General features: G+C 69.5%; 21 protein-coding genes. 15 read left to right on the top strand and 6 right to left on the bottom strand.

Annotation, left to right across the window (positions count from 1 at the left end; genetic code table 11):
- The first annotated feature begins 172 nt into the window (after nt 1-172).
- Entirely contained in the window at nt 173-877 is a 705-nt protein-coding gene (locus GT755_RS29575; RefSeq protein WP_161482865.1) for a DUF6348 family protein, read from the top strand.
- Nucleotides 878-1,142: 265 nt separating this feature from the next.
- On the opposite strand, the gene GT755_RS29570 is transcribed toward GT755_RS29575, so the two are convergent.
- Nucleotides 1,143-1,526: an HIT domain-containing protein gene (locus GT755_RS29570; protein WP_202610662.1), complete on the bottom strand. Its 384-nt coding sequence runs from the start codon at nt 1,524-1,526 to the stop codon at nt 1,143-1,145.
- 61 nt (nt 1,527-1,587) lie between these two features.
- On the opposite strand from GT755_RS29570, the gene GT755_RS29565 reads away from it, so the two are divergent.
- Nucleotides 1,588-2,424, top strand: coding sequence for an alpha/beta fold hydrolase (locus tag GT755_RS29565; protein WP_161482863.1), 837 nt, complete (start codon nt 1,588-1,590; stop codon nt 2,422-2,424).
- Between the two features lie 66 nt (nt 2,425-2,490).
- Here the strand turns inward: GT755_RS29565 and GT755_RS29560 are convergent, their stop codons facing one another.
- The 3 genes from GT755_RS29560 to GT755_RS29550 all read right to left on the bottom strand — a co-directional run bounded on the left by GT755_RS29560 (nt 2,491) and on the right by GT755_RS29550 (nt 4,667).
- Nucleotides 2,491-3,309: an alpha/beta fold hydrolase gene (locus GT755_RS29560; protein ID WP_161482862.1), complete on the bottom strand. Its 819-nt coding sequence runs from the start codon at nt 3,307-3,309 to the stop codon at nt 2,491-2,493.
- Nucleotides 3,306-3,869, bottom strand: coding sequence for a DJ-1/PfpI family protein (locus GT755_RS29555; RefSeq protein ID WP_161482861.1), 564 nt, complete (start codon nt 3,867-3,869; stop codon nt 3,306-3,308). Before GT755_RS29555 ends, GT755_RS29560 begins: the two co-directional genes overlap by 4 nt.
- 87 nt (nt 3,870-3,956) lie before the next feature.
- On the bottom strand, nt 3,957-4,667 hold the full coding sequence (locus GT755_RS29550) for a GntR family transcriptional regulator (RefSeq protein WP_161482860.1): 711 nt from the start codon (nt 4,665-4,667) through the stop codon (nt 3,957-3,959).
- A gap of 392 nt (nt 4,668-5,059) precedes the next feature.
- On the opposite strand from GT755_RS29550, the gene GT755_RS29545 reads away from it, so the two are divergent.
- The 8 genes from GT755_RS29545 (at nt 5,060) to GT755_RS29510 (ending at nt 13,651) form a co-directional block, all read left to right on the top strand.
- Complete coding sequence (locus tag GT755_RS29545; protein WP_161482859.1) at nt 5,060-6,457, top strand: extracellular solute-binding protein; 1,398 nt, start codon at nt 5,060-5,062, stop codon at nt 6,455-6,457.
- Between the two features lie 29 nt (nt 6,458-6,486).
- A complete protein-coding gene (locus tag GT755_RS29540) occupies nt 6,487-7,401 on the top strand; it encodes a carbohydrate ABC transporter permease (protein WP_202610661.1) in 915 nt (304 codons plus the stop codon).
- Nucleotides 7,401-8,312 (top strand): carbohydrate ABC transporter permease, encoded by a 912-nt coding sequence (locus tag GT755_RS29535; RefSeq protein WP_161482858.1) that lies wholly within the window; start codon nt 7,401-7,403, stop codon nt 8,310-8,312. Before GT755_RS29540 ends, GT755_RS29535 begins: the two co-directional genes overlap by 1 nt.
- Nucleotides 8,312-9,379 carry an ABC transporter ATP-binding protein gene (locus GT755_RS29530; protein ID WP_161482857.1) on the top strand — a complete coding sequence of 356 codons (1,068 nt, stop codon included), beginning with the start codon at nt 8,312-8,314 and terminating at the stop codon, nt 9,377-9,379. The genes GT755_RS29535 and GT755_RS29530 overlap by 1 nt, the downstream gene beginning before the upstream one ends.
- A complete protein-coding gene (locus GT755_RS29525) occupies nt 9,379-10,455 on the top strand; it encodes an ABC transporter ATP-binding protein (protein WP_161482856.1) in 1,077 nt (358 codons plus the stop codon). Before GT755_RS29530 ends, GT755_RS29525 begins: the two co-directional genes overlap by 1 nt.
- Before the next feature lie 44 nt (nt 10,456-10,499).
- Nucleotides 10,500-11,960 carry an NAD-dependent succinate-semialdehyde dehydrogenase gene (locus GT755_RS29520; RefSeq protein WP_161482855.1) on the top strand — a complete coding sequence of 487 codons (1,461 nt, stop codon included), beginning with the start codon at nt 10,500-10,502 and terminating at the stop codon, nt 11,958-11,960.
- A 63-nt stretch (nt 11,961-12,023) separates the two neighbouring features.
- Nucleotides 12,024-13,262 carry an iron-containing alcohol dehydrogenase gene (locus tag GT755_RS29515; protein ID WP_161482854.1) on the top strand — a complete coding sequence of 413 codons (1,239 nt, stop codon included), beginning with the start codon at nt 12,024-12,026 and terminating at the stop codon, nt 13,260-13,262.
- A 35-nt stretch (nt 13,263-13,297) separates the two neighbouring features.
- Nucleotides 13,298-13,651 (top strand): VOC family protein, encoded by a 354-nt coding sequence (locus GT755_RS29510; RefSeq protein WP_161482853.1) that lies wholly within the window; start codon nt 13,298-13,300, stop codon nt 13,649-13,651.
- Nucleotides 13,652-13,723: 72 nt separating this feature from the next.
- Here GT755_RS29510 and GT755_RS29505 read toward each other — a convergent pair whose 3' ends face one another.
- Nucleotides 13,724-16,813, bottom strand: a complete 3,090-nt coding sequence (locus GT755_RS29505; RefSeq protein WP_161482852.1) for a phospholipase D-like domain-containing protein — start codon at nt 16,811-16,813, stop codon at nt 13,724-13,726.
- Nucleotides 16,814-16,830: 17 nt separating this feature from the next.
- Here GT755_RS29505 and GT755_RS29500 point away from each other — a divergent pair, with 17 nt between their 5' ends.
- From GT755_RS29500 to GT755_RS29490, 3 genes are read left to right on the top strand one after another with little or no spacing between them, the layout of a single operon-like run.
- Complete coding sequence (locus GT755_RS29500; protein ID WP_161482851.1) at nt 16,831-18,288, top strand: RHS repeat-associated core domain-containing protein; 1,458 nt, start codon at nt 16,831-16,833, stop codon at nt 18,286-18,288.
- A 38-nt stretch (nt 18,289-18,326) separates the two neighbouring features.
- Complete coding sequence (locus GT755_RS29495) at nt 18,327-18,668, top strand: EndoU domain-containing protein (RefSeq protein WP_161482850.1); 342 nt, start codon at nt 18,327-18,329, stop codon at nt 18,666-18,668.
- A 13-nt stretch (nt 18,669-18,681) separates the two neighbouring features.
- Nucleotides 18,682-18,942 carry a MafI family immunity protein gene (locus GT755_RS29490; protein WP_161482849.1) on the top strand — a complete coding sequence of 87 codons (261 nt, stop codon included), beginning with the start codon at nt 18,682-18,684 and terminating at the stop codon, nt 18,940-18,942.
- Between the two features lie 346 nt (nt 18,943-19,288).
- On the opposite strand, the gene GT755_RS41660 is transcribed toward GT755_RS29490, so the two are convergent.
- Entirely contained in the window at nt 19,289-19,918 is a 630-nt protein-coding gene (locus GT755_RS41660; protein WP_161482848.1) for a pentapeptide repeat-containing protein, read from the bottom strand.
- A 419-nt stretch (nt 19,919-20,337) separates the two neighbouring features.
- Here GT755_RS41660 and GT755_RS29480 point away from each other — a divergent pair, with 419 nt between their 5' ends.
- On the top strand, nt 20,338-20,703 hold the full coding sequence (locus tag GT755_RS29480; RefSeq protein WP_161482847.1) for a hypothetical protein: 366 nt from the start codon (nt 20,338-20,340) through the stop codon (nt 20,701-20,703).
- A gap of 672 nt (nt 20,704-21,375) precedes the next feature.
- Entirely contained in the window at nt 21,376-21,879 is a 504-nt protein-coding gene (locus GT755_RS29475) for a hypothetical protein (protein ID WP_161482846.1), read from the top strand.
- Nucleotides 21,880-22,395 lie beyond the last annotated feature (516 nt).

The raw sequence follows: 22,395 nt of genomic DNA, 5'->3' as shown, positions 1-22,395 counted from the left end.
TTCTGGGGCATCCCGTCTCCTTCGTGCGGCTCGGCCTCACGCTGACGGCGCCCCACGGCCTTGGAAGATCACCAGAGTTGTGACCGTTCGCGACATCGCCAACCGAATTCTGGGGTTCTGTTCCGCTACTGTCTGCTCGAATGATCATGGCGAGATGTGAGCGGAGAGCCCGATGGACGGTGCGCGCCTGCCCGATGATGTCGTGCTGGACATGGTGGTCCGCCACCTGTCAGACGTCACGGGAGACCCCTGGCAGGTCCAGGGGAGGATGGCCAAAGGCCCTGGCACCATTGGCGTCGTGCTCCAGGTGGGGCACACGGATCATCCGGGGCACCTCGACCTCGACTTCGTGCTCAACGTCGACCGGCCGGAGAGCACCACGGTCGCCGACTGCGTCGCGGGGTACGGGGCCACCGCGGAGGAGGCCGTGAACCGCGCCATCCGAATGTGGCTCGACACCACTGGCAGCGCCGTGCTCGAACTGCTCAGGCAGAACGGCACCCTCGCCGCCCACTTTCCCCCCGACGATCCCGAGGGGTTTCCGGGATGGCACACCATCCACGGCGGCATCGTCGGCTGGGGCTCCGGGGCGGATCACATGGCCGGGCAGACCTGGGCCGCGGACAACGTGCTCCTGCCCAGGCTGGCGCCCGTACTGAACGACGGGTTCGAACGCGACCACCTGATCGGCATCAAGGCGATCTTCGGAGGTGGCCACGACGCCGACGGTCTTTTCGAGACCGCCGAGGTCCGCGTCGACGGCGTCCGCCACGAGGCGGCCTCGCGGGTGCTGGCCGGTCTCGGCTGGCCCCGGCCGGCCGACGGGATGTCCTTCGCCCGTACGTTCATGCTGCTCGTGCACCGCGCCGACGCGTGAATCGCGGGAGAGGCCGATGAACGACGTACAGGCCCTCTACCAGCGGCAACTGATCAGCCTCACCTGGTGCCGGGGTCAGACAGCCGACGGGCGTCACCGCGATCATCGGCGCTGTGGACGACCGTGTGGTGATGCTGGACGGGAATGCCGCTGCCGAGACCGCATACGAAGCCGCGAGGACCAGGGCATCCCCTGCGGTGATCATTTTCTATCCCCACAGGTGCCCGCAGGCATTCCGGTCGTTGCCTGAGGCGAATGCGGTGACTCAGCTGTCGTGGTGGCTGTAGGTCGCGAGGATCTGCGCCTCCGACTCACCGCGGTGGTACACGTGGAAATGCAGGTGCCGGGATTCCTGGTAGAGCCCGACGTTCGTGGTGACACATGCCGCGCCGTGCTCCTCCTCCATCTGCGCAGCGACCTGCTGGACCACCGCCATAACCTTGCCGAGCAGTTTTTCGCCCCCGTCTCCAAGGTCGACCAGCGACGGAACGTGCACCTTCGGGACCACCACGACGTGCACCGGATAGGCGGGGTTGGTGTGCTCGAACGCGAGTACCTCCTCGGTTTCCGCCACCACTGTGACCGGCGTGGTGCCCGGAATGGCCTGGTGGCAGTAGAAGTCGGACTCGGCGCTCGAACCAGACGTCACAGCGTGTAGCATCTCACCCTCCATTCAGGGCCGCTACCGGCACGGTCGCTAACATCGCGGCATGGTCGAGCTGGACGTCGAGGTGGCCGAGGGCCGCACGCTGCACGTGTACGACACCGCCCCCGCGGCGAGCGAGCTGCTGCCGGTTCTGTGGCATCACGGCACCCCCAGCCTGGGGGCCCCTCCCGAGCCGCTCTTCGCCGCGGCCAAAAGGCTGGGGTTGCGCTGGGTGTCCTTCGATCGGCCGGGCTACGGCCGGTCCGACGTCGCGCCGGGGCGCACCGTCGCCTCGGTCGCCGCCGACGCGGCGGCCGTCGCGGACGCGCTCGGCATCGGGCGGTTCGCCGTCGTGGGGTACTCCGGCGGCGGGACGTACGCCCTGGGGTGCGCCGCCGTCCTGGGTGACCGTGTCCGGGCGGTGGTGAGCCTGGCCGGCATCGCCCCGTACGGCGCGGACGGGCTGGACTGGTTCGCCGGGATGGTCCCGTCCGGGGTGGCCGCCCTGGGAACGGCGCGGGCGGGCCGCGAGGTGCGGGCGGCGCTGGAGGAGTCGGGTTTCGACTACGACTGCCAGTTCACCGCGGCCGACCTGGCCTTCTTCGAGGGGCCGTGGGGCTGGCTGGGGAAGGTGAGCGAGCCGGCTCTGGCCGCCGGCCCCTACGGTCAGGTCGACGACGACGTCTCCTACACCCAGGCCTGGGGCTGCGACCCCGGCACCGTCAGCGCCCCCGTCCTGCTCCTGCACGGCGCCGCGGACCGGATCATCCCCGCCTCTCACGGGAGGTGGCTGGCGGCCCACTGCCCCACCGCCGAGCTGCGGCTCCGCGCGGACGCCAGCCACTTCACCATCGCCGGCCACGCCGAAGAGGGCCTGGACTGGCTCCGCCGGCAGATCTGAACAGGGAAGATCAACACCAGGTCCGCCGCACCGCGCTCGGTTCTCCGGGAAGGCCCTGGCTGCCGATCAGTGATCTGGTTTCCGGTCGAGGAAGCTCGACAGGAGTCGCTGGAAGTCGGGCGGGTGCTCCAGCGCCGGCACATGCCCGCAGCGGCCGAGCACGTGCAGACGGACGTCCGCCAGGTGTTCGAGCAGGGGCAGGGCCGCCGTCCCGAGCGGGGTGACGCGGTCCTGGGCGCCGTGGACGAGCAGCACGGGCGCGCGGATGCCCGCCAGCGTCCGCGCCGACAGGGTGAGGTCGTCGGCCCAGCGTGCCCTGGGTGGAGGGAACAACGACGCGTAGGCGGCCTCCCCCTCTCGCATCGCGGCCGCACGGGCGGCGACGGCGGCCTCGGTCACGAGCGCCTGGTCGAGGACGAGGCGGCTCAGCATGTCCCGTGCCCCGAGCGGGTCGGCGGGGGCGGCCCAGATCGCGTCGAGGTCGGGGGACAGCCCCGCCCCGGGGGTGCCCATCGTCGACACCGCCACCACATGGGTGACCTGCCGGGGACGCGCGGCCGCCAGCGCCAGCGCCACGGCGCCGCCCATGGAGTGGCCGACCACGGCGTACTCCTCGACGCCGAGCGTGTCCATCAGGGCCGCAGCCTGCTCCGTCCACAACCGGAGCCCGCCCCTGGAGCCGGACGGGATCGGGGTGCGGCCGAATCCGGCCTGGTCAGGGGCCACCACGTGCCAGGACGGCAGCGCCCGCGCGGTCGCCGCCCAGGCTCCGGATCCGGTCGTGCCGGGTCCGGAGCCGTGGAGCATCAGCACCGCGGGGCCGGTGCCGTGCTCCATGACGTGGACGGGGGAGCCGTCGACGGTGACGGTCCGGAGTTCGGTCACTGAGCGCTGACGGCCTTCGAGAAGAGGTCCATCATCGCCCGGCCGAACTGCGGCATGTCCGGCCAGCCGCGGCAGGAGACCAGGTTTCCGTCGATGACGTCGGGGGCGTCGATGACCGTCGCGCCCGCGTTCTCCATGTCGCCGGTGATGGGCGGGAAGCACGCCACCCGGCGGCCCTTCAGCAGCCCGTACACGGCGGGCACCTGCGCGCCGTGGCAGACGAGCGCGATGGGGAGGTCACGCGCGAAGAAGTGCTCGGTGATGCGCCGGACGTCGGGGTCGACCCGGATCCACTCGGGGGCACGGCCGCCGGGGATGATGAGGGCGTCGTAGCGCTCGACGTCGACCTCGGCCCAGGGCACGTCGACCGGCAGCTTGCGGCCGTTCTTCTCCACGTAGGCGTCGGAGTTGGGGTCGAACTCGTGGATGACGAGCTGAATGTCACGGAGCGTCCGCGACGACACGTCAACGTCCCATCCCCCCTCCTGCACGCGGTAGTAGGGATACATGGTGTCGAGCTCCTCGGCGGCGTCGCCGGCTAGAAGCAGCGCTCTGGGCACCTACTTCTCCTCGCATTTGGGACGGGTGAGGTGGATCAGATCCAATCCGATCCGGTTGGGTTAGCATTCCTCGGCTCGGCCCGCCCGTCAAGCCTTTACGGTCATTCCGTCGGCGTCCTTCGCCTCGTCGAACAGCCGCCGGAACCGGTCGCCCGACCGCAGGATGTGACGGCGCATGGCGTAGGCGGCCGCGTCGGGGTCACGGGCGGCGATCGCGGTCAGGACGTCCTCGTGCTCGGCCATGGCCAGGTGGGTGACCTGGGTGTCGTGGACGAGCCGGAACAGGTGCACGTGGGTGTGCAGGCGGGCGAGCGCCTCGCGGATGACCTCGTTCTCCGCGCTCTGGGCGACGAGATCGTGGAAGGCGGCGTCGCGGAGCCCGAAGGCGCCGTAGGCCACGGGCCCGTCGCCCCCCTCGAGCTCGGCCATCTCCTCCAGCATTCGCCGCAGGCCCGCCACTTGTGCGGAGGACGCGCGCTCGGCGGATCTGCGCGCCGCCGCCGGTTCGAGGAGCAACCGGAGTTCGAGCATGTCCTCGAACCGCTGACGGGTGATCTGGGGGGGTATGCGATAGCCGGCGTGGGGCACCCGCACGACCAGGCCCTCGGCCTCCATGCGGTTCAGGGCGTCGCGGATCGGCGTCTGCGAGACCCCCAGCTCACGTGCCAGGACGTCGATCGTGACGCGGGAGCCGGGCTCGATCCGCAGCGACATCAGCTGGCCGAGCAGCGTGTCGTAAACCTCGTCGGCGAGCCGGCCGCGCGATCGGCGCCGCGCGATCGTCGCTTCGTCGTCCATCGTGACCCGAGGTCCTTTCTTGGGTTTTCTTCATCCTGTTGATATCGGTCCAAACATGGCGGGATGTTGACGCCCCAACCCGGATCGTATAGGAAAGGTGGCGGATGTCACCCATCCTTAACCCAGGCGAAACCGCGCACCCCCGCTCCGATTCGATCAGTCGGAGCACCCCTGAGCATGCTCGACGTCCTCCTCGGTCCGCCACCTGACCGAATGAGGACCGATGAACCTCTCGACTGATTGAAAGCCCCATTTCCGTCGCGGCGTACCCGTGACGCCGGTCTGCGGGTCAGCCCCTGCGGCAGCCGGCAACACGCCTGAACAACCCCCCGACTGCTCGGCGAAGTACGCAGCAAGGCTCCAGTGGTCTCCCCCCAGAAAGCAGGCAAGACATGCGGTATCCACGGCGAATAGGACAACTGGCGGCGGCGGCCCTGTTGGTGGCCACGTCCCTGACGGCCTGCGGCGGGGACGACGGCGGGACCGCGGGCGCCCCCAAGGCGCCGGCGGACATCCCAGAGCTCACCAAGGAGCCGTTGACCCTCAGCTTCATCTGGTTCGACTGGCCCCCCGCCAAGGCGCTGGAGGCCTTCGCGAACGCGGAGTACACCAAAGAGCGGTCGAACGTGACCGTCAAGGTCAACGTCGTGCCGAACGCGAACTGGCACGACGCGATGTTCACCCAGTTCGCGGCGCGCAAGACCGACTTCGACATCCCGATCCTGGACTCCCAGCACATCGGCGAGGCCGTGACGAACGGCAACATCCTCGACATCACCGACTTCGTCAAGAAGAACATCGACGTCAACGCCTACAACCCGTACCTGCTGGCAGCCTACGGCCAGTTCCCTCAGGCGGAGACCGGGCAGCGCGACGAGAACGCCAGCCTGTACGGGCTTCCGCTGCTGGGCGACACCTGGACGATGATCTACCGCAAGGACCTGATCGGCGAGACGCCGCCGGCGACCTGGGACGAGATGATCGCGGCCGCCCAGAAGTGCCAGACCGAGAACCCCGGCGTCAGCGGGCTGGCCTTCCACCAGGCCAACGGCTCCGACGCCGCGGCCGTGACCTACAACACGGTCAACGGCGTCTACGGCGGCAACCTCTGGGACTCCAAGGCGCGCAAGATCGAGGGCGTCATCAACGACGCGGCGGGCCAGGAGGCGATGGACGTCCTGGTCAACAAGATGAAGCCGCTGACCGCTGCGGGCTCCGGCAACTGGTTCATCGACGAGGTGAACGCGGCCGTCGCCCAGGGCAAGGCCTGCATCGCGTTCAACTGGATCGCCGCGAGCGGCGGCCTGCTCGACCCGGAGCAGTCGACGCTCGGCAAGACGCGCGAGGAGATCCTCCAGAAGCTGGGCTTCGCCACCCTGCCGAAGCAGAAGACCGACCTCGTGCCGCTCGGCGGCATGGGCATGCACGTCTCGGCCTACTCCTCCCCGGAGAAGCAGGCGGAGGCGCTGAACTTCATGAAGTGGTTCGAGCAGGCCGACATCCAGAAGAAGTGGGCCGCGGCCGGTGGCGTGCCGGCGCGCACGGACGCCCTGTCGTCGCCCGAGTTCCTCAACGCCGGGCCGTTCAACAAGGTGTACGCCGACTCGGTCTCGCGGATGCGGGACATGTGGAACGTGCCTGAATACGCGCGTCTCATCGACATCGAGAACACCAACGTGAACGCGGCTCTCAACGGCGCGAAGGATCCGAAGACCGCGCTGAACGACATCGCCAAGGAGCAGCAGGCCGTACTCGACTCCGCCGGCAAAAAGGGCGGCGGCGGACTGTGAGTGACCCCGTCTCTCTGACGGACCACCCGGTGCAGGAGGCGTCCTCGACGCCGCCTGCACCGGGGCGGTCCCGCCACCTGAGCGATCGCTGGCTCACGGTGGCCTTCATCTCGCCCGCGTTGCTGCTGTTGCTGGCGATGTCGGTCTTCCCGCTGCTGTGGGCGCTGTACCTGTCGTTCACCGACTACTCGGCCACCCGCGGCGGGCCCGCCACCTTCGTCTGGTTCGAGAACTTCACCGCGATCCTGACGTCGGCGCAGGTCCACCTGAGGGCCTTCACGACGCTGCTGTACGTGGTCGGCGCGGTCACCCTGCAGACCGTGCTGGGCTTCTCCATCGCCTATCTGATCTCACGGCGCGTGCGCGGGCGGGGAGTGCTCACCACGCTGTTCCTGGTTCCGATGATGCTCTCGCCGGTCGTGGTCGGCCTGTTCTGGCGGTTCATGCTCGACGCGCAGTTCGGCGTGATCAACAGCATGCTCGGCTCGATCGGCCTGGGGCAGGTGGAGTGGCTCACCAAGCAGAACACGGCGCTGATCTCCCTGATCGTCGTCGACACCTGGCAGTGGACGCCGTTCATCATGCTCATCGCGCTGGCGGGCCTCACCGCGGTTCCCAAGTACCTGTACGAGGCCGCCTCGATCGACCGGGCGTCGGAGTGGTTCCGGTTCCGCACCATCACCCTTCCGCTGGTGTGGCCGCTGCTCCTCATCGCCGTGTTGTTCAGGGCCATCGAGGCCTTCCGGCTGTTCGACCTCGTCTACATCCTCACCAGCGGAGGTCCGGGGGTCTCCACCGAGACGTTGTCGTTCCACGTCTACAAGGTCGCGTTCCTGGGCTTCAACACCGGGACCGCCTCGGCGTACGGGATCCTCATGGTCCTCATCGTCATCGTCCTCGCGCAGCTCTACATGCGCTACCTGAACAAGCTCAAGGAGGACTGATGGCCGTCTCCGTCGACGAGGCCGTGTCGCCAGGTCCTGTCCGAGATCGCCGCCCCCCGCGTCGCCGCTCCGGCGGCCGGGGCCGCGTCGTGATCGAGGTCGCGGTGCTGGCCGTGCTGGCCGCCGTGATGCTCTTCCCGGTGTTGTGGATGATCGAGACGTCCATCAAGGAGAACCGGGACGTCTACGCCATTCCGGCCAAGTTCTTCGACTTCACCGTCACCTTGGACCACTTCAAGGACGTGTTCGTCGCCTCCGGCGGCGGTCCCACGACGTTGTCCGGCTCGTTCCTCAACTCGGTCATCGTCGCCGGGGTCTCCACGGTGCTGGCCACGGTGCTGGGCGTGCCGGCCGCCTGGGCCTACTCGCGCTTCTCCGTGAAGGCCAAGAAGGACCAGCTGTTCTTCATCCTGTCCACCCGGTTCATGCCGCCCGTGGTGGTGGTGATCCCGATCTTCCTCATGTATCGCCAGGTCGGGCTCTTCGACACCAAGCTCGGCCTGATCCTCATCTACACCGCCTTCAACGTCCCGTTCACGATCTGGATGATGAAGGGGTTCGTCGACGAGGTGCCCGCGGAGTACGAGGACGCCGCCATGCTCGACGGCTACACCCGCCTGCAGGCGTTCTGGAAGTTCACCCTTCCCCTGCTCCTGCCCGGCATCGCCGCGACGGCGGTCTTCGCCCTCATCTTCTCGTGGAACGAGTTCGTGTTCGCCATCTTCCTCACCTCCAGCGACGCCGTGCGCACGGCTCCACCCGCCATCGCCGGCCTCATCGGCGGAACCACCGTGGACTGGGGTCTCGTGGCCGCCGCCTCCATCGTGTTCGCCCTGCCGGTGCTCATCTTCTCCTACCTGGTGCGCAAGCACCTCGTCGCCGGTGTGACGCTCGGGGCGGTGCGACGCTGATGGCGGGCATCGAGGTGACCACCCTGCACAAGCGCTACCCGGACGGGACGGTCGCGGTCGAGCACGTGGACCTGTCCATCGGCGACGGCGAGCTCTTCGTGATGCTCGGCCCTTCGGGGTGCGGCAAGACGACCACGCTGCGGGCCATCGCCGGTCTGGAGCGGCAGACGTCGGGCGACATCCACATCGGCGACACGCTGGTCAACGACCTGCCGCCGGCCGAGCGCGACATCGCCATGGTGTTCCAGTTCTACGCGCTCTACCCGCACCTGAGGACCCGCGACAACCTGGCGTTCCCCCTGCGGGCCGAGGGCCTGCCCAAGGCGGAGGTGGAGGAGCGGGTCGCCGAGGCCGCCCGGCTGATGCGGCTCGATGCGCTCCTGGACCGGCGTCCGCACCGGCTGTCCGGCGGTGAGCAGCAGCGCGTCGCGCTCGCCCGCGCCCTGGTGCGGCGACCGCGCGCCTTCCTCATGGACGAACCCCTCACCAACCTGGACGCGGAACTGCGGGCCGACATGCGCACGGAGATCAAGCACCTCCAGGGGGAACTGGGGACGACGATGGTCTACGTCACCCACGACCAGGTCGAGGCGATGTCGCTCGGGCACCGGATCGCCATCCTCAACAAGGGCCGCGTCGAGCAGATCGGCACGCCGCTGGAGGTCTACGACCGTCCGGCGAGTCTCTTCTGCGCCGCGTTCATCGGCTCCCCGCCGATGAACCTGATCGAGGTGGAGCTGGCCGACGGGAAGCTGCGGAGCAAGAGCGGACTGGCCCTCACGCCGCCGCCGAACCTGCCGCTCGACCGTTCGCTGATCGCGGGCGTCCGGCCCGAGGCGCTGGAGGTCACCGAACCGGGGGCCGACGGCACGGTCCCGGGCCGCGTGGTCTCGGCGGAGTGGCTGGGCGACGAAATCATCTACGTGGTCGACCACGGCGGCCAGCGCGACGTACGGGTTCGGATGCCACCGACCGTGCGTTTCGCCGCCGACGCGCCGGTCGGGCTGCGGCACACCGGCGGGCCCCCGCCCGTCTACGACGCGAGCACGGAAGAACTGGTGGCCTGATGGGAACCGTGGCAGTGCACGGGCTGCGCAAGTCCTTCGGTAAGGTCCAGGCCCTGGACGGGGTGACGATGGACGTGCCGGACGGTTCGTTCTTCGTCGTGCTGGGGCCCTCCGGGGCGGGCAAGACGACGACCCTGCGGGCCATCGCCGGCCTGGAGAAGCTCGACGCCGGGTCGGTGCATCTGGACGGCAGGGACGCGACCGGTGACACCCCGGCCGCACGCGACCTCGCCATGGTCTTCCAGAGCTACGCCCTCTACCCGCGGCTCACGGCGTACGAGAACATCGCCTCCCCGCTGCGGGCCCGCCGCTCGTCCTCCAGCGAGATCGCCGCCGCCGTCGAGCGGATGTCGAGCCTGCTGCACATCGAACGTCTGCTGCAGCGCCGTCCCGCGCAGATGTCGGGCGGTGAGATGCAGCGGGTCGCCCTGGCCCGGGCGCTGGTCCGCCGGCCGCGCGCGTTCCTCATGGACGAGCCGCTCACCAACCTCGACCTCAAGCTCCGCGTCGAGATGCGCACCGAGCTCACCCGCATCCACCGCAGCCTCGGCGGGACCTTCGTCTACGTGACCAACGACCAGGTCGAGGCGCTGTCCATGGCCGACTACGTCGCGGTCCTCAAGGAGGGGAAGGTCCAGCAGGTCGGCACGCCGGCCGAGGTGTACGAGCGGCCGGCCAACCAGTGGGTCGCGGGCTTCGTCGGCAGCCCGGCCATCAGCCTGCTCGCCTGCCACGCCGAGGGAGACCGCCTGGTCGGGGCGGACGGCTGGACGCTGCCGCGGCCCCGCTGGACCACGGCCGAAGACGGCCGCCCGCTGCTGCTGGGCCTGCGCTCGGAGGACCTGTCCGTCGAGCGGCGCGGCGACGCGTCGTTGCCCGGCGAGCTCTACGGCCTCGAACCGCTCGGCGACCGGACGCTGGTCGACGTCCGCGTGGGAACGGTGATCCTCAAGGTCAAGGCCCGGCCCACCGTCACCGGCACGCCGGGCGAACGGCTGCAGGTCACGGTCGACCTCGACCGTGCGCACCTGTTCGACGCGGGCACCGGGCTGGCGCTGTCCCAGGCCGGTCGCTGAGCTCACGTTGAACATCACCGAGAACACCCCCAGGAGGGGACACAGTGAGTGACCCGATGAACGTCCTGGCCCCCGAACACCGGCGGCTCCGGATCGGCGACGCCTGGCGCGAGGCCGCAAGCGGAGCCACCTTCGCCGTCGAGGACCCGGCCACCGGCAAGACCATCGCCGAGGTGGCCGACGCCGGCGTCGCCGACGGGCTCGCCGCTCTGGACGCGGCGAGCGAGGCGATGGCGCAGTGGGCGGCGACCCCGCCGCGGAAACGGTCGGAGTTGCTGACCGCGACGTACCGGGCGCTGACCGAGCGGGCCGAGGAGGTCGCCCGGCTGATCACGCTGGAGATGGGCAAGCCGCTGGCCGAGGCCCGGGCGGAGGTGGCCTACGGCGCCGAGTTCTTCCGCTGGTTCGCCGAGGAGGCGGTGCGCGTCGAGGGCCGCTACAACACCGCTCCCAACGGTGGCTACCGCATCCTCACCGTGCCCAAGCCGGTCGGGCCGTGCGTCTTCGTGACGCCCTGGAACTTCCCGCTGGCCATGGGCGCCCGCAAGATCGCCCCGGCGCTGGCGGCGGGCTGCACGACGATCACCAAGCCGGCCGCCCAGACGCCGCTCACCATGCTGTTCCTGGCCCGCATCATGGAGGAGGCCGGGGTTCCCCCGGGCGTCGTCAACGTCGTGACGACCAAACGCTCCGGCGAGGTGGTCTCGGCGCTGCTGGCCGACCGCCGGACCCGCAAGCTCTCCTTCACCGGGTCGACCGAGGTCGGGCGCGTGCTGCTCCGGCAGGCGGCGGACAACGTGCTGCGCACCTCCATGGAACTGGGCGGCAACGCGGCCCTGATCGTGTGCGCCGACGCGGACCTGGACGTCGCGGTCAACGGCGCCATGGTCGCCAAGATGCGCAACATCGGGGAGTCCTGCATCGCGGCCAACCGCATCTACGTCGAGGAGCCGGTGCGCGAGGAGTTCACCGCCCGCTTCGCCAAGCGCATGGCCGCGCTGTCGGTGGGCCACGGCCTGGACGACGGCGTGGAGGTCGGGGCGCTGATCGACGAGGCCTCGGTCGCCAAGATCGACGAACTCGTCGCCGACGCGGTCGATCGCGGCGCCCGCGTCGTGGTGGGCGGCGAGCGTCCCGACGGGCCGGGCCACTTCTACCCGCCCACGGTCCTCGTCGACGTGCCCGACGACGCGCGGATGCTGGAGGAGGAGATCTTCGGCCCGGTGGCGCCGATCATCTCGTTCACCTCCGACGAGGAGGTGCTGGCGAAGGCCAACGACACCGAGCACGGCCTGGTCGGCTACGTCTTCACCCGCGACCTGCAGCGGGCGCTGCGGTTCACCGAGGGGCTGGAGACGGGCATGGTCGGCGTCAACCGCGGTCTCATCTCCGACCCGTCGGCTCCGTTCGGAGGCGTGAAGCAGTCGGGCATCGGCAAGGAGGGGTCGCACGAGGGCATCCTCGAGTACCTCGACGTCACCTACGCGGCGATCGACCTGCCGTGACCGGCGTCCTCATCGCGACGGCCCCCCGGCCCACCACCGCCGACGTTCCAGAGAGGCACCGACATGCTTGAGACCGTCCGCGGACCACGCCAGCTGATGGTGGGCGAAGGGGTCGCGCAGAACATCCCACGCGTGGTGGCCGAGTGCGGCTCGCGCGTCCTCGTCGTGACCGACCGGGTCCTGCTGGGGCAGCCGGGCGTGGCCGAGATCGTGGCCGCCGTGCGGGAGAAGGTCCACGCCGTCGGCGTGTTCGCCGACGCGACTCCGGACGTGCCGCTCGCCGACGTCGCCCTGGCCGTCTCGGCCGCCGCCGAGGTGGACGCGGACGTGATCCTCGCCATCGGCGGCGGCACGGTGATCGACCTCGCCAAGATCGTCGGCGTCATCCGGGTCCACGGCGGGACGCCGCGCGACTTCTACGGCGAGGCGAAGGTGCCGGGGCCGACGATTCCCCTCGTCGCGGTCCCGACGACGTCGGGCACCGGCTCGGAGCTCACGCCCGTATCCGTGCTGACCGACCCGGACCGCGCGCTGAAGGTGGGCGTCTCCAGCGTCCACATCGTGCCCGACTTCGCCATCGTCGACCCCGAGCTCACCTACTCCTGCCCCGCGAGCGTCACCGCCCACTCCGGCATCGACGCGTTCTGCCACGCGGTGGAGAGCTACACCGCGCGACCCCGCCCCCACGGGCCGCGCGACGCGGTGGAGCAGGTCTTCCTCGGCCGCAACCCGATCACCGACCACTACGCGCTCCTGGCCGCCGAGCGCATCGCCCGCAGCCTGCCCCGCGCCGTCAAGAACGGAGGCGACAAGGAGGCGCGCGCGGACATGTCCTACGGGTCGATGCTGGCCGGCATCGCCTTCTCCCACGCCGGCAACGCCGCTCCGCACGCCCTGCAGTACCCCATCGGCGCGGCCACCCACACCCCGCACGGCCTGGGCGTCGGGCTGCTGCTGCCCTACGCGCTGGACGCGGCCAGGGACGCCATCGGCGACCGGCTGGCCGTCCTGGCCCGGGTGTGCGGGCTCGACGTGACCGACGCCTCGGACGACGAGGCCGCGGAGGTGTTCCTCACCTGGCTCGAAGGGCTCCTGGCCGACATCGGCATCCCCGCCACCCTGGCGGACATCGGCGTGGCACGCGCCGACCTCCCGCGCTTCGCGGAGATGGCCAGCGGTGTCACCCGCCTGATCCAGAACCATCCGGGCCCGACCGACACCGCCAGCCTGACGGCGATCCTGGAAGCGGCCTGGACCGGGGACCGGACCCGGCGCGTCCTGACTCCGGGGCAGAGCTGGTGACGGCCCCGCCACGGCCCGCCGCATAGCATCGGCGGATGGACGGGTTTCCCATCATCGAGGTCGCCGACCTGGACCGGGCTCTGGCCTTCTACCGCGACGGCCTGGGCGGCGTGATCGACTACCGGTTCCCGCCGGACGGCGAGACCCGGTACGTCAGCCTCCGCCTGGGTGAGGCCACGCTCGGCCTGGGCGTGGTGCCCGGTCTGGCGCCCGCTCCGTCCCCGGTGCTGCTGTGGTTCTACGTCGACGCCACCACCGCCGACCTGGCCCAACGCGGTTTCACAGTCGTCGAGGAGCCGGTCGACCAGCCGTGGGGCGAGCGGGTCTCCCTGGTGCTCGACCCGTTCGGCATCAGGGTGCGGCTGGGAACGGCCACCGGCCCTTCCTGAACGGGACCGGTGGAGGGGGCCGGACTCGAGCGGCTGGCCGAGCAGCTGCCGGCGGGCCGGTAGGCGCCCGGGTCACCCGGAGCCGGGCACCTCGGCGGCCAGTTCTGCCTGAACGGCCGCGGCCAGGCCCGTCAACCAGGCCAGCGCGTCGAAGGAACCGGTGGGAGAGCCGTCCCGGTTCCACACGGCCACGTCGAGGTCGGTCGGCACCGGGTCGGGCGCCGGAACGGGGTCGGGGGCCAGCCTTTGCCCGCCGCCCCTGGCCGACAGGCGGCGTACGGCGGCCACGAGTTCGGGCGGGTCCTCCGGCAGCAGGCTTGTCGGCAGGCCGAGGCGGCCGGAGATGAGGGTGCGGCGGAAGGTGACGACGTCGGCCGGGCGGCCGTTGATCAGGCGTTCGTCGAAGACGCTCACGGCCAGGGAGGAGTCGAAGCCGAGGCCGCGGCGCCACAGGTGGGTGCCGCCGGTGAGGGCGAAGGCGTCGTCGACCACCACGCTGGTGGCCTCCAGGTGGAGGGCGCGGCCCGGTCCTGTGGCGGGGGTGAAGACCGCCAGGCGGTCGCCCGCGACGGCGCGCAGGGCGTCGAGCGCCTGGCGTACGCCGTGGTCGCGGACGCGCTGCAGTTTCGCGGGGGTGCCGGGCGGGAGCCGGAGCGGCAGGCAGACGAGCACACGCAGGACCGGGTTGGCGCTCACCCGGTCGACGAGGGTCTGCCAGAGGTTGAGCGGGGCGGGGCCGCCCATCCCGCTGGCGTCCAGGGCGGGGCTTTCGAGGTAGACGAAGTCCTGGGCGCCGGCGAAGGCCGCCGCCAGCGCCGTCGCGGTCTCGCGGTAGCCGGTGTGCGCGCCGAACAGGCGGCGGCTGACCGCGCGCAGGACCGAGGCGGACAGCGCGGCGGGTAGTGGCACGCCGCGGGAGGTCAGCCAGGTGTGGACGTCGTCGGCGGTGCCGTCGAACGGGAAGCCGGCCACGTGCATGGCCTCGGTCAGGGCGGGTTCGGCCTCCACGCCGAAACCCACGGTCCGCAGGGTCGCCGCCCACGCGCCGGGGGACGTGGGCGCGGCCGGGACGGGGAGCGCGGCCTCGGCGGCCGAGGCGAGCGTGGCCGTGGTCCCGGCCACGCGTTCGCGGAGGATCTCGAACAGCCCGGTCACGGCGGGGCCGCGCAGCCGCGCGCCGGTGCCGTGGCGTTCGTCGTCGGCGGGCGCGCCGGGGTGCCCGGTCTGGTGGGCGGGCAGTTCGTGGTGCGCGCCGAGCGGGCGTACCGCCGCCACCACGCCGGTGGCGGTGGCGGAGGTGAGCACGGCCGCCGCGACCTCGTCGCGGGCCTGGGTCGGCAGCGGCGCGCCGACCTGGACGAGCCGGGTGAGGCCGGTGCGCAGGATCCGGGTGCCGATCGCCTCGCCGCCGCGCCATCCCTTCCACGCCGGTTCGGTCAGCTGGACCACGTCGCCGCCGGTCAGCGCTGAGGAGACGGTCGCGCCGTTCCACTGGGCCGCCGGGACGGCCACCAGCGCGGGCGGCGTGGTGAGCGCCACCAGCGTCACCCCGGACGGCAGGGCCCCGGCGGGGACGCCGCCGGTGAAGGTCTGCCCGGTCTCGCAGGCGACGACGGGCCCGGTGACGGCGGCCAGGTCGAGGGGCGTGCCGCCGACCGGGGCCGGCCGCTCCAGCCGCACCTCGGGATAGCGGACGGCTCCGGCCGAGGTGACCAGCATGAGGTCCAGCCCCATCCGGTTGTCCGGCGCGACCACCCCGTCGGGCAGCCGGACCACCGCCCGGACGACCCCGGAGGCGTCTACCAGCCCGCCGCCGCCCGCGCTGCGCCGGTGCACCCCCTCCACCATGTCGAGGTACTGCGGCCACACCCGCAACCAGGCCCCGGCCAGCGCCGGATCGACGGAGGTCTGCACGAGCACCCGCTGCCCGGCGACGGTTCCGCCCTCGTCGCTGCCGCCGCCGGTCAGCGCGGTCATGGTGACCGGATTGGGGAGCGTGGCCGGAGCCGGGCCGGTGGGCAGGGCGGGCGCGGTCAGCGCGCCGGCGGCCCGGTCGAGGACCGGCGCGACGAGGGTCGCCGCCCCGGCGCCCAGCACGGCGACCAGTTCGGCCATGGCCGCTTCGGCGGTGGCGAGCAGCACGCCGGGTTCGGCCCGGTCGACGAGGGTGCGGGTGGAGGCCCGCTTCTGGGCGGCGGCCCGGCGCTGCGCCTCCTCCTCCGCCCCGGCCGGGGCGATCCGGGGTTGCCCGGTCAGGTGCCGTTCGACGTCCAGGAGCGCCACGCGGACGAAGTCGCGGGTGACCCCGCCGACCGGGCCGTCCGGCCACAGGCCGACGGACTGCCCGTAGGTCCCGCCGGGCAGGGCGGCCAGCAGGGGCAGGGGCGCGGCGTCGGCGCTCCCGCCGGTCAGGGTGAACGTGGCGGCGGCGCTTTCGGTGCCGCGTACCCGGACCGGGCCGGTGCCCGTCACGTTGGCCGTGGTCAGCCGGGACAGCACCGCCTCGTCGGCGGGCGCGTCGGCCGGGCCGGTGAGCTGGACGGTGAGCTGCGCGGTGGTGGTGGCGACGCGGGTGGCCGCACCGGGGGCGAACAGGTTGGAGAAGGTCGTGGTCAGCCGGGTCCACCAGGCGGCCACCGCGCCGGCGTCGATCGAGCGGCCCCGGTCGTCGAAGGCGTAGAGGGTCGCGGTCGCGCCGCTGGGGAAGACGAGCAGCTTCTGCGTGTGCCGCTTGAGGTCGGTCATGGGGTCGCCCGCGTTGCCCAGGACGCCGCCGGTGACGCTCAGCCCGACGTGCGCGGCCTCCTCGCCCGGCGAGGACAACACCGGGATCGGCGGGTCGATCAGCGGCTTCAGCGCCGCGAGCGTGGTCACGGTGGCGGGCAGCTGCAGCGCGAACGTGCGGACCGGCGCGCGGGTCGGCGACCCGGGCGCCGCCGTGGAGCCGTCGGCGGCGGGGAGGTCGGTGAGCAGGGCGGTCAGGCGCTGCTCGACCTCCGGCAGCAGGCGCAGCACGGCGACGACCCGTCCGGTGGTGAAGGGCGGCGTCCCGGCCGGTCCCCGCAGCGCGGCCAGGATCGGCGGCAGCGGGCCGGTGGCCACGGCCAGCGACAGCAGCCCGGTCGCGGGGGCCAGCCAGTCGGTCCCGGCCGGGATCGTCACCGGCACGCCCAGGTCGAATGGCCAACGGGCTGACCTCCAGTTTCGGCGGCGGCTTCACCTACGTCACCTCCACGGCCTACTCCCCGACCGCTCTCCTCACCGAACGCCAATACGGTTCGGCCGGGAAGGTCCGCCGCAACTACACCTGGAACACCGCCACCGGCTGGCTCGACCGGGTCACGACCACCAACAAGGCCGACACCGCCACACCGCAGAACGTCCACGACGACCAGTTCTTCTACAACACCGGCGGGGACATCACCCGCGTGCTGGACGCGGCCTCAGCGGTGCCCGGCCAGACCAGCGGCCAGTCCGAATGCTTCGGCTACGACGGCCTCCACCGGCTCACCAGCGCCTACACCACCACCGGCGCCACCTGCAGCACGACCTTCGACGGGCTGGGCGTCGACCCCTACAACCAGGCCTGGACCTACGACCCGGTCGGCAACATCACCAGCGTCACCAACCAGGGTCAGAACTCCACCTACACCTACCCCGGCGCCGGGCCGACCGCCACCCGGCCCAACGCCCTGACCAGCCTCACCACACCGCAAGGCCCCAACACCTACGTCTACGACAACGCCGGGCAGCTGACCGCCCGCACCGTCGCTGGGAAGGACGGCACTTTCAGCTGGAACCGGCTCGGTCAGCTGGAGAAGGCCACCATCGACGGCGATGACACCACGATGGTGTACGGCGCCGACGGGGAACGTCTCATCCGCCGCGACCCTGACGGCACCGCGACTCTGTACATCGGATCGATGGAACTGTCCGTCAGCGGTGGCACCGTCACCGGCAAGCGCTACTACGCCACCTCCGATGGCGAAATGGTCGCGATACGCACCACAGGCACCGGCCTCACCTGGATGCTGTCTGGCCTGCACGGCTCTTCGCAGCTCGCCATCAACGACGCCACTAGCCAGGTCTCCCGTCAGCGCTACCTTCCCTACGGACAGCGCCGCGGAGCAGACAACCTCCCCGGCACCGACCGCGGCTTCCTGGGAAAGATCGAAGACGACTCCACCGGCCTGGACTATCTCTCCGCCCGCTACTACGACCCCACCATCGGCAAGTTCATCTCCACCGATCCTCTCCTCGGATCGACGACCGCACCGCAGAGCTTTAACCCCTACAGCTACGCGGTCAACAACCCCATCGGTAACGCAGACCCGACTGGCCTCTGCTCCCCGGACTACTGCCCGCAGCGGGCCGGGAACCTGGACCGGCTCGCCGACAAGACCAAAGACAAAAAGCTCAAAAAGAAAGCCGCAGCGGTCAATAAGCGGGACTCGAAGAGATACCAGCAGCACTACCAGCAAAGAGACAACAACTGGGTTAAACGAGGCAAGGATCCTGCCGCCAAAAGGCCGATAAAGAGACTCTCGACGAATACAAGAAAAAGAATGAGAGCGCAGATAAATGTAAGCACTGCGACCGTGGGCATGTTGTCGAAAACGATGACCTTTTGGAATTAGCTAGCTTCCTGCCTCCCGTGCGGGGGATCAAATTAGCAGTGGGCGCAGCCACAGGTCTCAAAGTTGGCGGGAGCCTGATCGGGAAGGACGCCGCCGAGCACATTCTTAAGGGTCACGCTTATCCAGGACTTCCTGGGAAGACGGTGTTTCCCAAGGAATGGAGCAACGACGACATCCTTGATGCTGTAGCAGACGTAGCCACAAGCCCGAAGAGCAGTCGGGTGTGGAAGACGGGCTCTCCCAACTATGCTGATAAGACTCACAAGACGTGCAAGGGCGAGCCCGCCGTTCAAGCGATCACTGGCGAGGTCCGCGGGGTTACCATCGAGGTTCGCTATCAGCCGCTGGACGATAAAATCCTCACGGCCTTCCCGAAGTAGAGGAGCTGGGCAAGTGGAGCGGTATCAGTACCTGCGAGCCCTTATAACACAACTTCTCGATGAATCTCCACTCACTTCGGAAGAAGTCATCGCCGATGTGCGCCATCTCATGAACGTAGGTGAAGAGGAGCTGGCCTTCGACACGATGTGCTCATGGATCTACGAGGATGAACTTTCCATTTCCTCGAATTACTACGAGCGCCTGGTGTCTGCCGCTCAAGAATTGGGCACGCCAAAATCGGTAGAAAAATTGGATGAACTTATCGAGACATAGCAGCCCAGTCGAACTCGGCAATCATAGACCGATGAGGCCAATAGGTTAAATGGCCACCGCGGTAATCATATGCGCTTTGCAAGCCAGGTGAATACCGCGGTGGCCCTGCCGGTGGGAGTACCGGCAATTGCGACTCCTGTACTTACCCAACAAAGTGCCTAGCACGTAAGGCCCTGATAAAGCTAAACGAACTCCCGTAGCGAACTCATGCGCCCATCCCCCAGCCGGCTGCGCCCCATCCAGGTCGACCTCGCCGACGCGCCCCCGAGGGGCCCAAGCGTCTACGCAGTTCAGGGACGGGCTCGTTGGATTCTCGGCGATTGCTACCCGGACTCTCTGGAGCTCGTCACCGTCGAAGCGCCTCCATACCGCGAGCCGAAACCTCATTATGTTGGCACGATTTCTTCCATAATGACCGAATTGCGAGAGTGCTCTCACGAACCGGCCGCAGGCCCGGACGCGGGCCCGTCGTCCGCCACCAGATGCGCCGCCTCCTTCTCGGTAACTTCCAACCGCCACCCCGCCGGCCACTCCGGGGGCCGGCCAAAACTCGCCCCATCGAACCGGGCGGCCTGGTGAAAGTCACCCCGGCGAACCGGGCGTTCCCGGTGAAGGTCGCCCCGTCGAACCGAGCCTCCCCGGTGAGGGTCGCCCCGTCGAACCAGGCGTCTCCGGTGAAGGTCGCCTCGCGGAAGTAGGCGTCTCGGGTGAAGGTCGCCCTGTAGAACGAGGCGTCTCCAGTGAAGGTCGCTTCGTCGAACCGGGCTCCGCTACCGGCTGGCCGAATGGTTCGACGAGCACGGCTTGCGCGAGGGACTCCAGCTCCCCAGCGCGGCCGCCGCGACCCGGACCGTGACGCTGCGGGCCGAACAGGACGGGGTCCCCGTAGCTTCGGCCGAAAATCCAACAGATACGCCTCTGACCTGCATTGATTCGCAGAGCTCAGGTCTGGCCCACCAGCCCGAGGCCTCTGCATAAGGGCAGGTCAGAGGCGTATCGTTTGGATCCTGTGCCATTACTACCGGGACCCCTCTTCGTCTCCGTGCCTATGTGCAGACGCGCGCGAGACGAAGACGAAGACAACCGCTGAGACGATCACCAAGCGTCACCAAATGAAGGAAGCGACTCAGCCACCAGGAGAACGATTCCCTGAGAATCACTGACAGCTCAAGATCATTTAGAGTGCTAAGGTATCGTCACTTCGTCGCGATACGTATCCGGATGAACACCCGTTGCGGGTGTCCCGTCCGGGCGAACCTTGCACCTTCCGGACTTACCTTGCACCTGATCTTGCGACGTACGGATGCACCTTGCATTCGCCAGAGGCGACCGGAGTACTGGCGGCTCCCAGGGGGCGCCCATTGGCCGCAGACGATCTGTCTGCAAAATAGGGCCATGCCGATCCGTCCGGAGGATGCCGCCGTCGCCTTGCGCCTCTCCGCTGATGATGGCCGCCCGCTCTGGCTCTGCTTCGAGCCGTGGGGCAACGAGTACACGATCGAGCCAGGCATCAACGCGGTGGTCTGTTTCCCCACCGCCGAGATCGAGATGACGCATGTCGGGAGCGGCATTGTCTTCTTCACCATGGGCATCCACCCGGATGTCTGGGGCGCGAACGGCGAGGAACTCCTGATCTGGAGTGACGATATGCCGCCTACTCCCGATACTCCGAACGCGGAGGCGATCGCACGACTCGCGATGTCTTCAGTGCCGTCCCATCCGCCGAAGCCGGTCAGCCGATGGTGGCACCGGGGCCGATAGAGCCCCCGCTCTTGCCTCCGGAAGATGCAAGTTAAGTCCGAACGAGATCGGCGGTCGGCGTATTGACCTACTTTGCAACTCGCAGCTCAGCGCGATGGACGGTTGCAGGGTTCGGCCGGACGGGACAGCGGGTGCGGTTCAATACGGTCGACGGGCAACGCCAGCACCGGCTCACGGCGCTTCAGACGCGACCTGGCGGACGGGCTGAGCGACGGCCAGGCGCGGTCCCCCGGGGTTCCCAACGGTCTCCAGCGCGCACGTCGGACAGTAAGTCCGCCTTACCCACTATCTTGCTCCGGCCCTCGAGACCGTCTGGTATTCGCATCGGATGCGAACACGACACCCTTGATGTGCGCCCCCTACCTGGGCATATGGAACGCGGGTCCGGCGCAGGGCGGACGCACCGAAGGACGCGCGGGAGCCTGACCAGGCTGCTTCGTTGGATTCGCGTCCGATGCGAATTTCTCGCGTCAGGCGGGAACCTGTCCTGCGTCATCGGCCGACACGAGAGCCACCCACGGGAGCATGCCAGCCGGGCCCGCCTGATCCGGCCGGCCCCCAAGCACGTCGTTGACCAACTCCAGAACGACACCAATCCGCGCGGACTCCAGACGCGCACCCCGCACGGTGATCATGAGCAGCGGAAACATCGTCTGCCGAAAGGTCGCCGTCATGCGTTCACTGATCACGGCCGGGGTGTTCGCCCTCGCCGCCGGACTGTCCGCCACCCCCGCCGCCCCTGCCACCGCCGAAGCTGAGGCCACCATCACCTGCCACGGCGGAAGCTTCAACGCGAGCCTGAACCCCGGCGTCACCTTCAAGAGGGCGACCTCTCAGATCACGGGCAACGGCGACCTGGGCGTCTGCTCCTCCGAGCCGAACAAGAAGATCACCGGCGGCGTGTTCCGGATCGTGGCCTCCGGCACGGGTAACTGCCCCAGCCCGCTGACCGCAGGTTACGGAAGACTCCAGATCGCCTGGAACGACGGCACCACGACCGAGGCACCCCAGGCCTCCATCCGCCTTGAGGCCACCAGGTTCTCCATCGAAGCCGGCAACATGCGCCTGTCAGGACGGGCGACCACTTCGCCGATCGAACTCGCCACGAAGTGCGTCACCTCCGGTCTCACCTCCTACACCGGCGCCGTCGACATCTTCACGCTCGGGGCAAACTGACCCCTCATGCTGGCGGGTAGGCGGGCCTTGCCCGCCTGGAGCCCAGATCTGGCGCCGATGATTTCGCGGAAATCGCCGAACGCAGCAGGCCCCCGCACCCGGGGGGACCTGCTGGCGAGGAAAGCGAATACGACACAGTCGAATACGTCACGTTGCCAGTCATGCCTTTCGTCGTACACCGCGGCGGCCGCCGGCGCGCGACGAATCGCCCCGACGCGAAGAGGTCGCCGACGGCGGGGGACGGTGCTACTCGCCCTCGCGCCGGTGGCGGTGGGCGTCTTGGTACGTGAGTAAGCGCGTACTGATTGACGTACGTTCACGTACAAGATCACCAGTACCGGGGCGGTTCCGGGCAGGATGGGCGCGGGCCCACGGGGCCTCATTTCCGGGCCCATTTCTGTAAGCGGCCCACCGACCGTGAACGGGAGCGCGTCATGATCTGTCTGCTAATCGAGGTCGACGGCCGCTCGCGCGAGATCGACCTCCCGGCCGACCCGGCCGAACGCGCCGCGATGC

The organism is Herbidospora solisilvae, assembly GCF_009901565.1.
Classification (GTDB): Bacteria; Actinomycetota; Actinomycetes; order Streptosporangiales; family Streptosporangiaceae; genus Herbidospora; species Herbidospora solisilvae.
The sequence above is the reverse complement of the archived record's forward strand: the minus strand, read 5'-3'. Positions and strand labels throughout refer to the sequence as shown.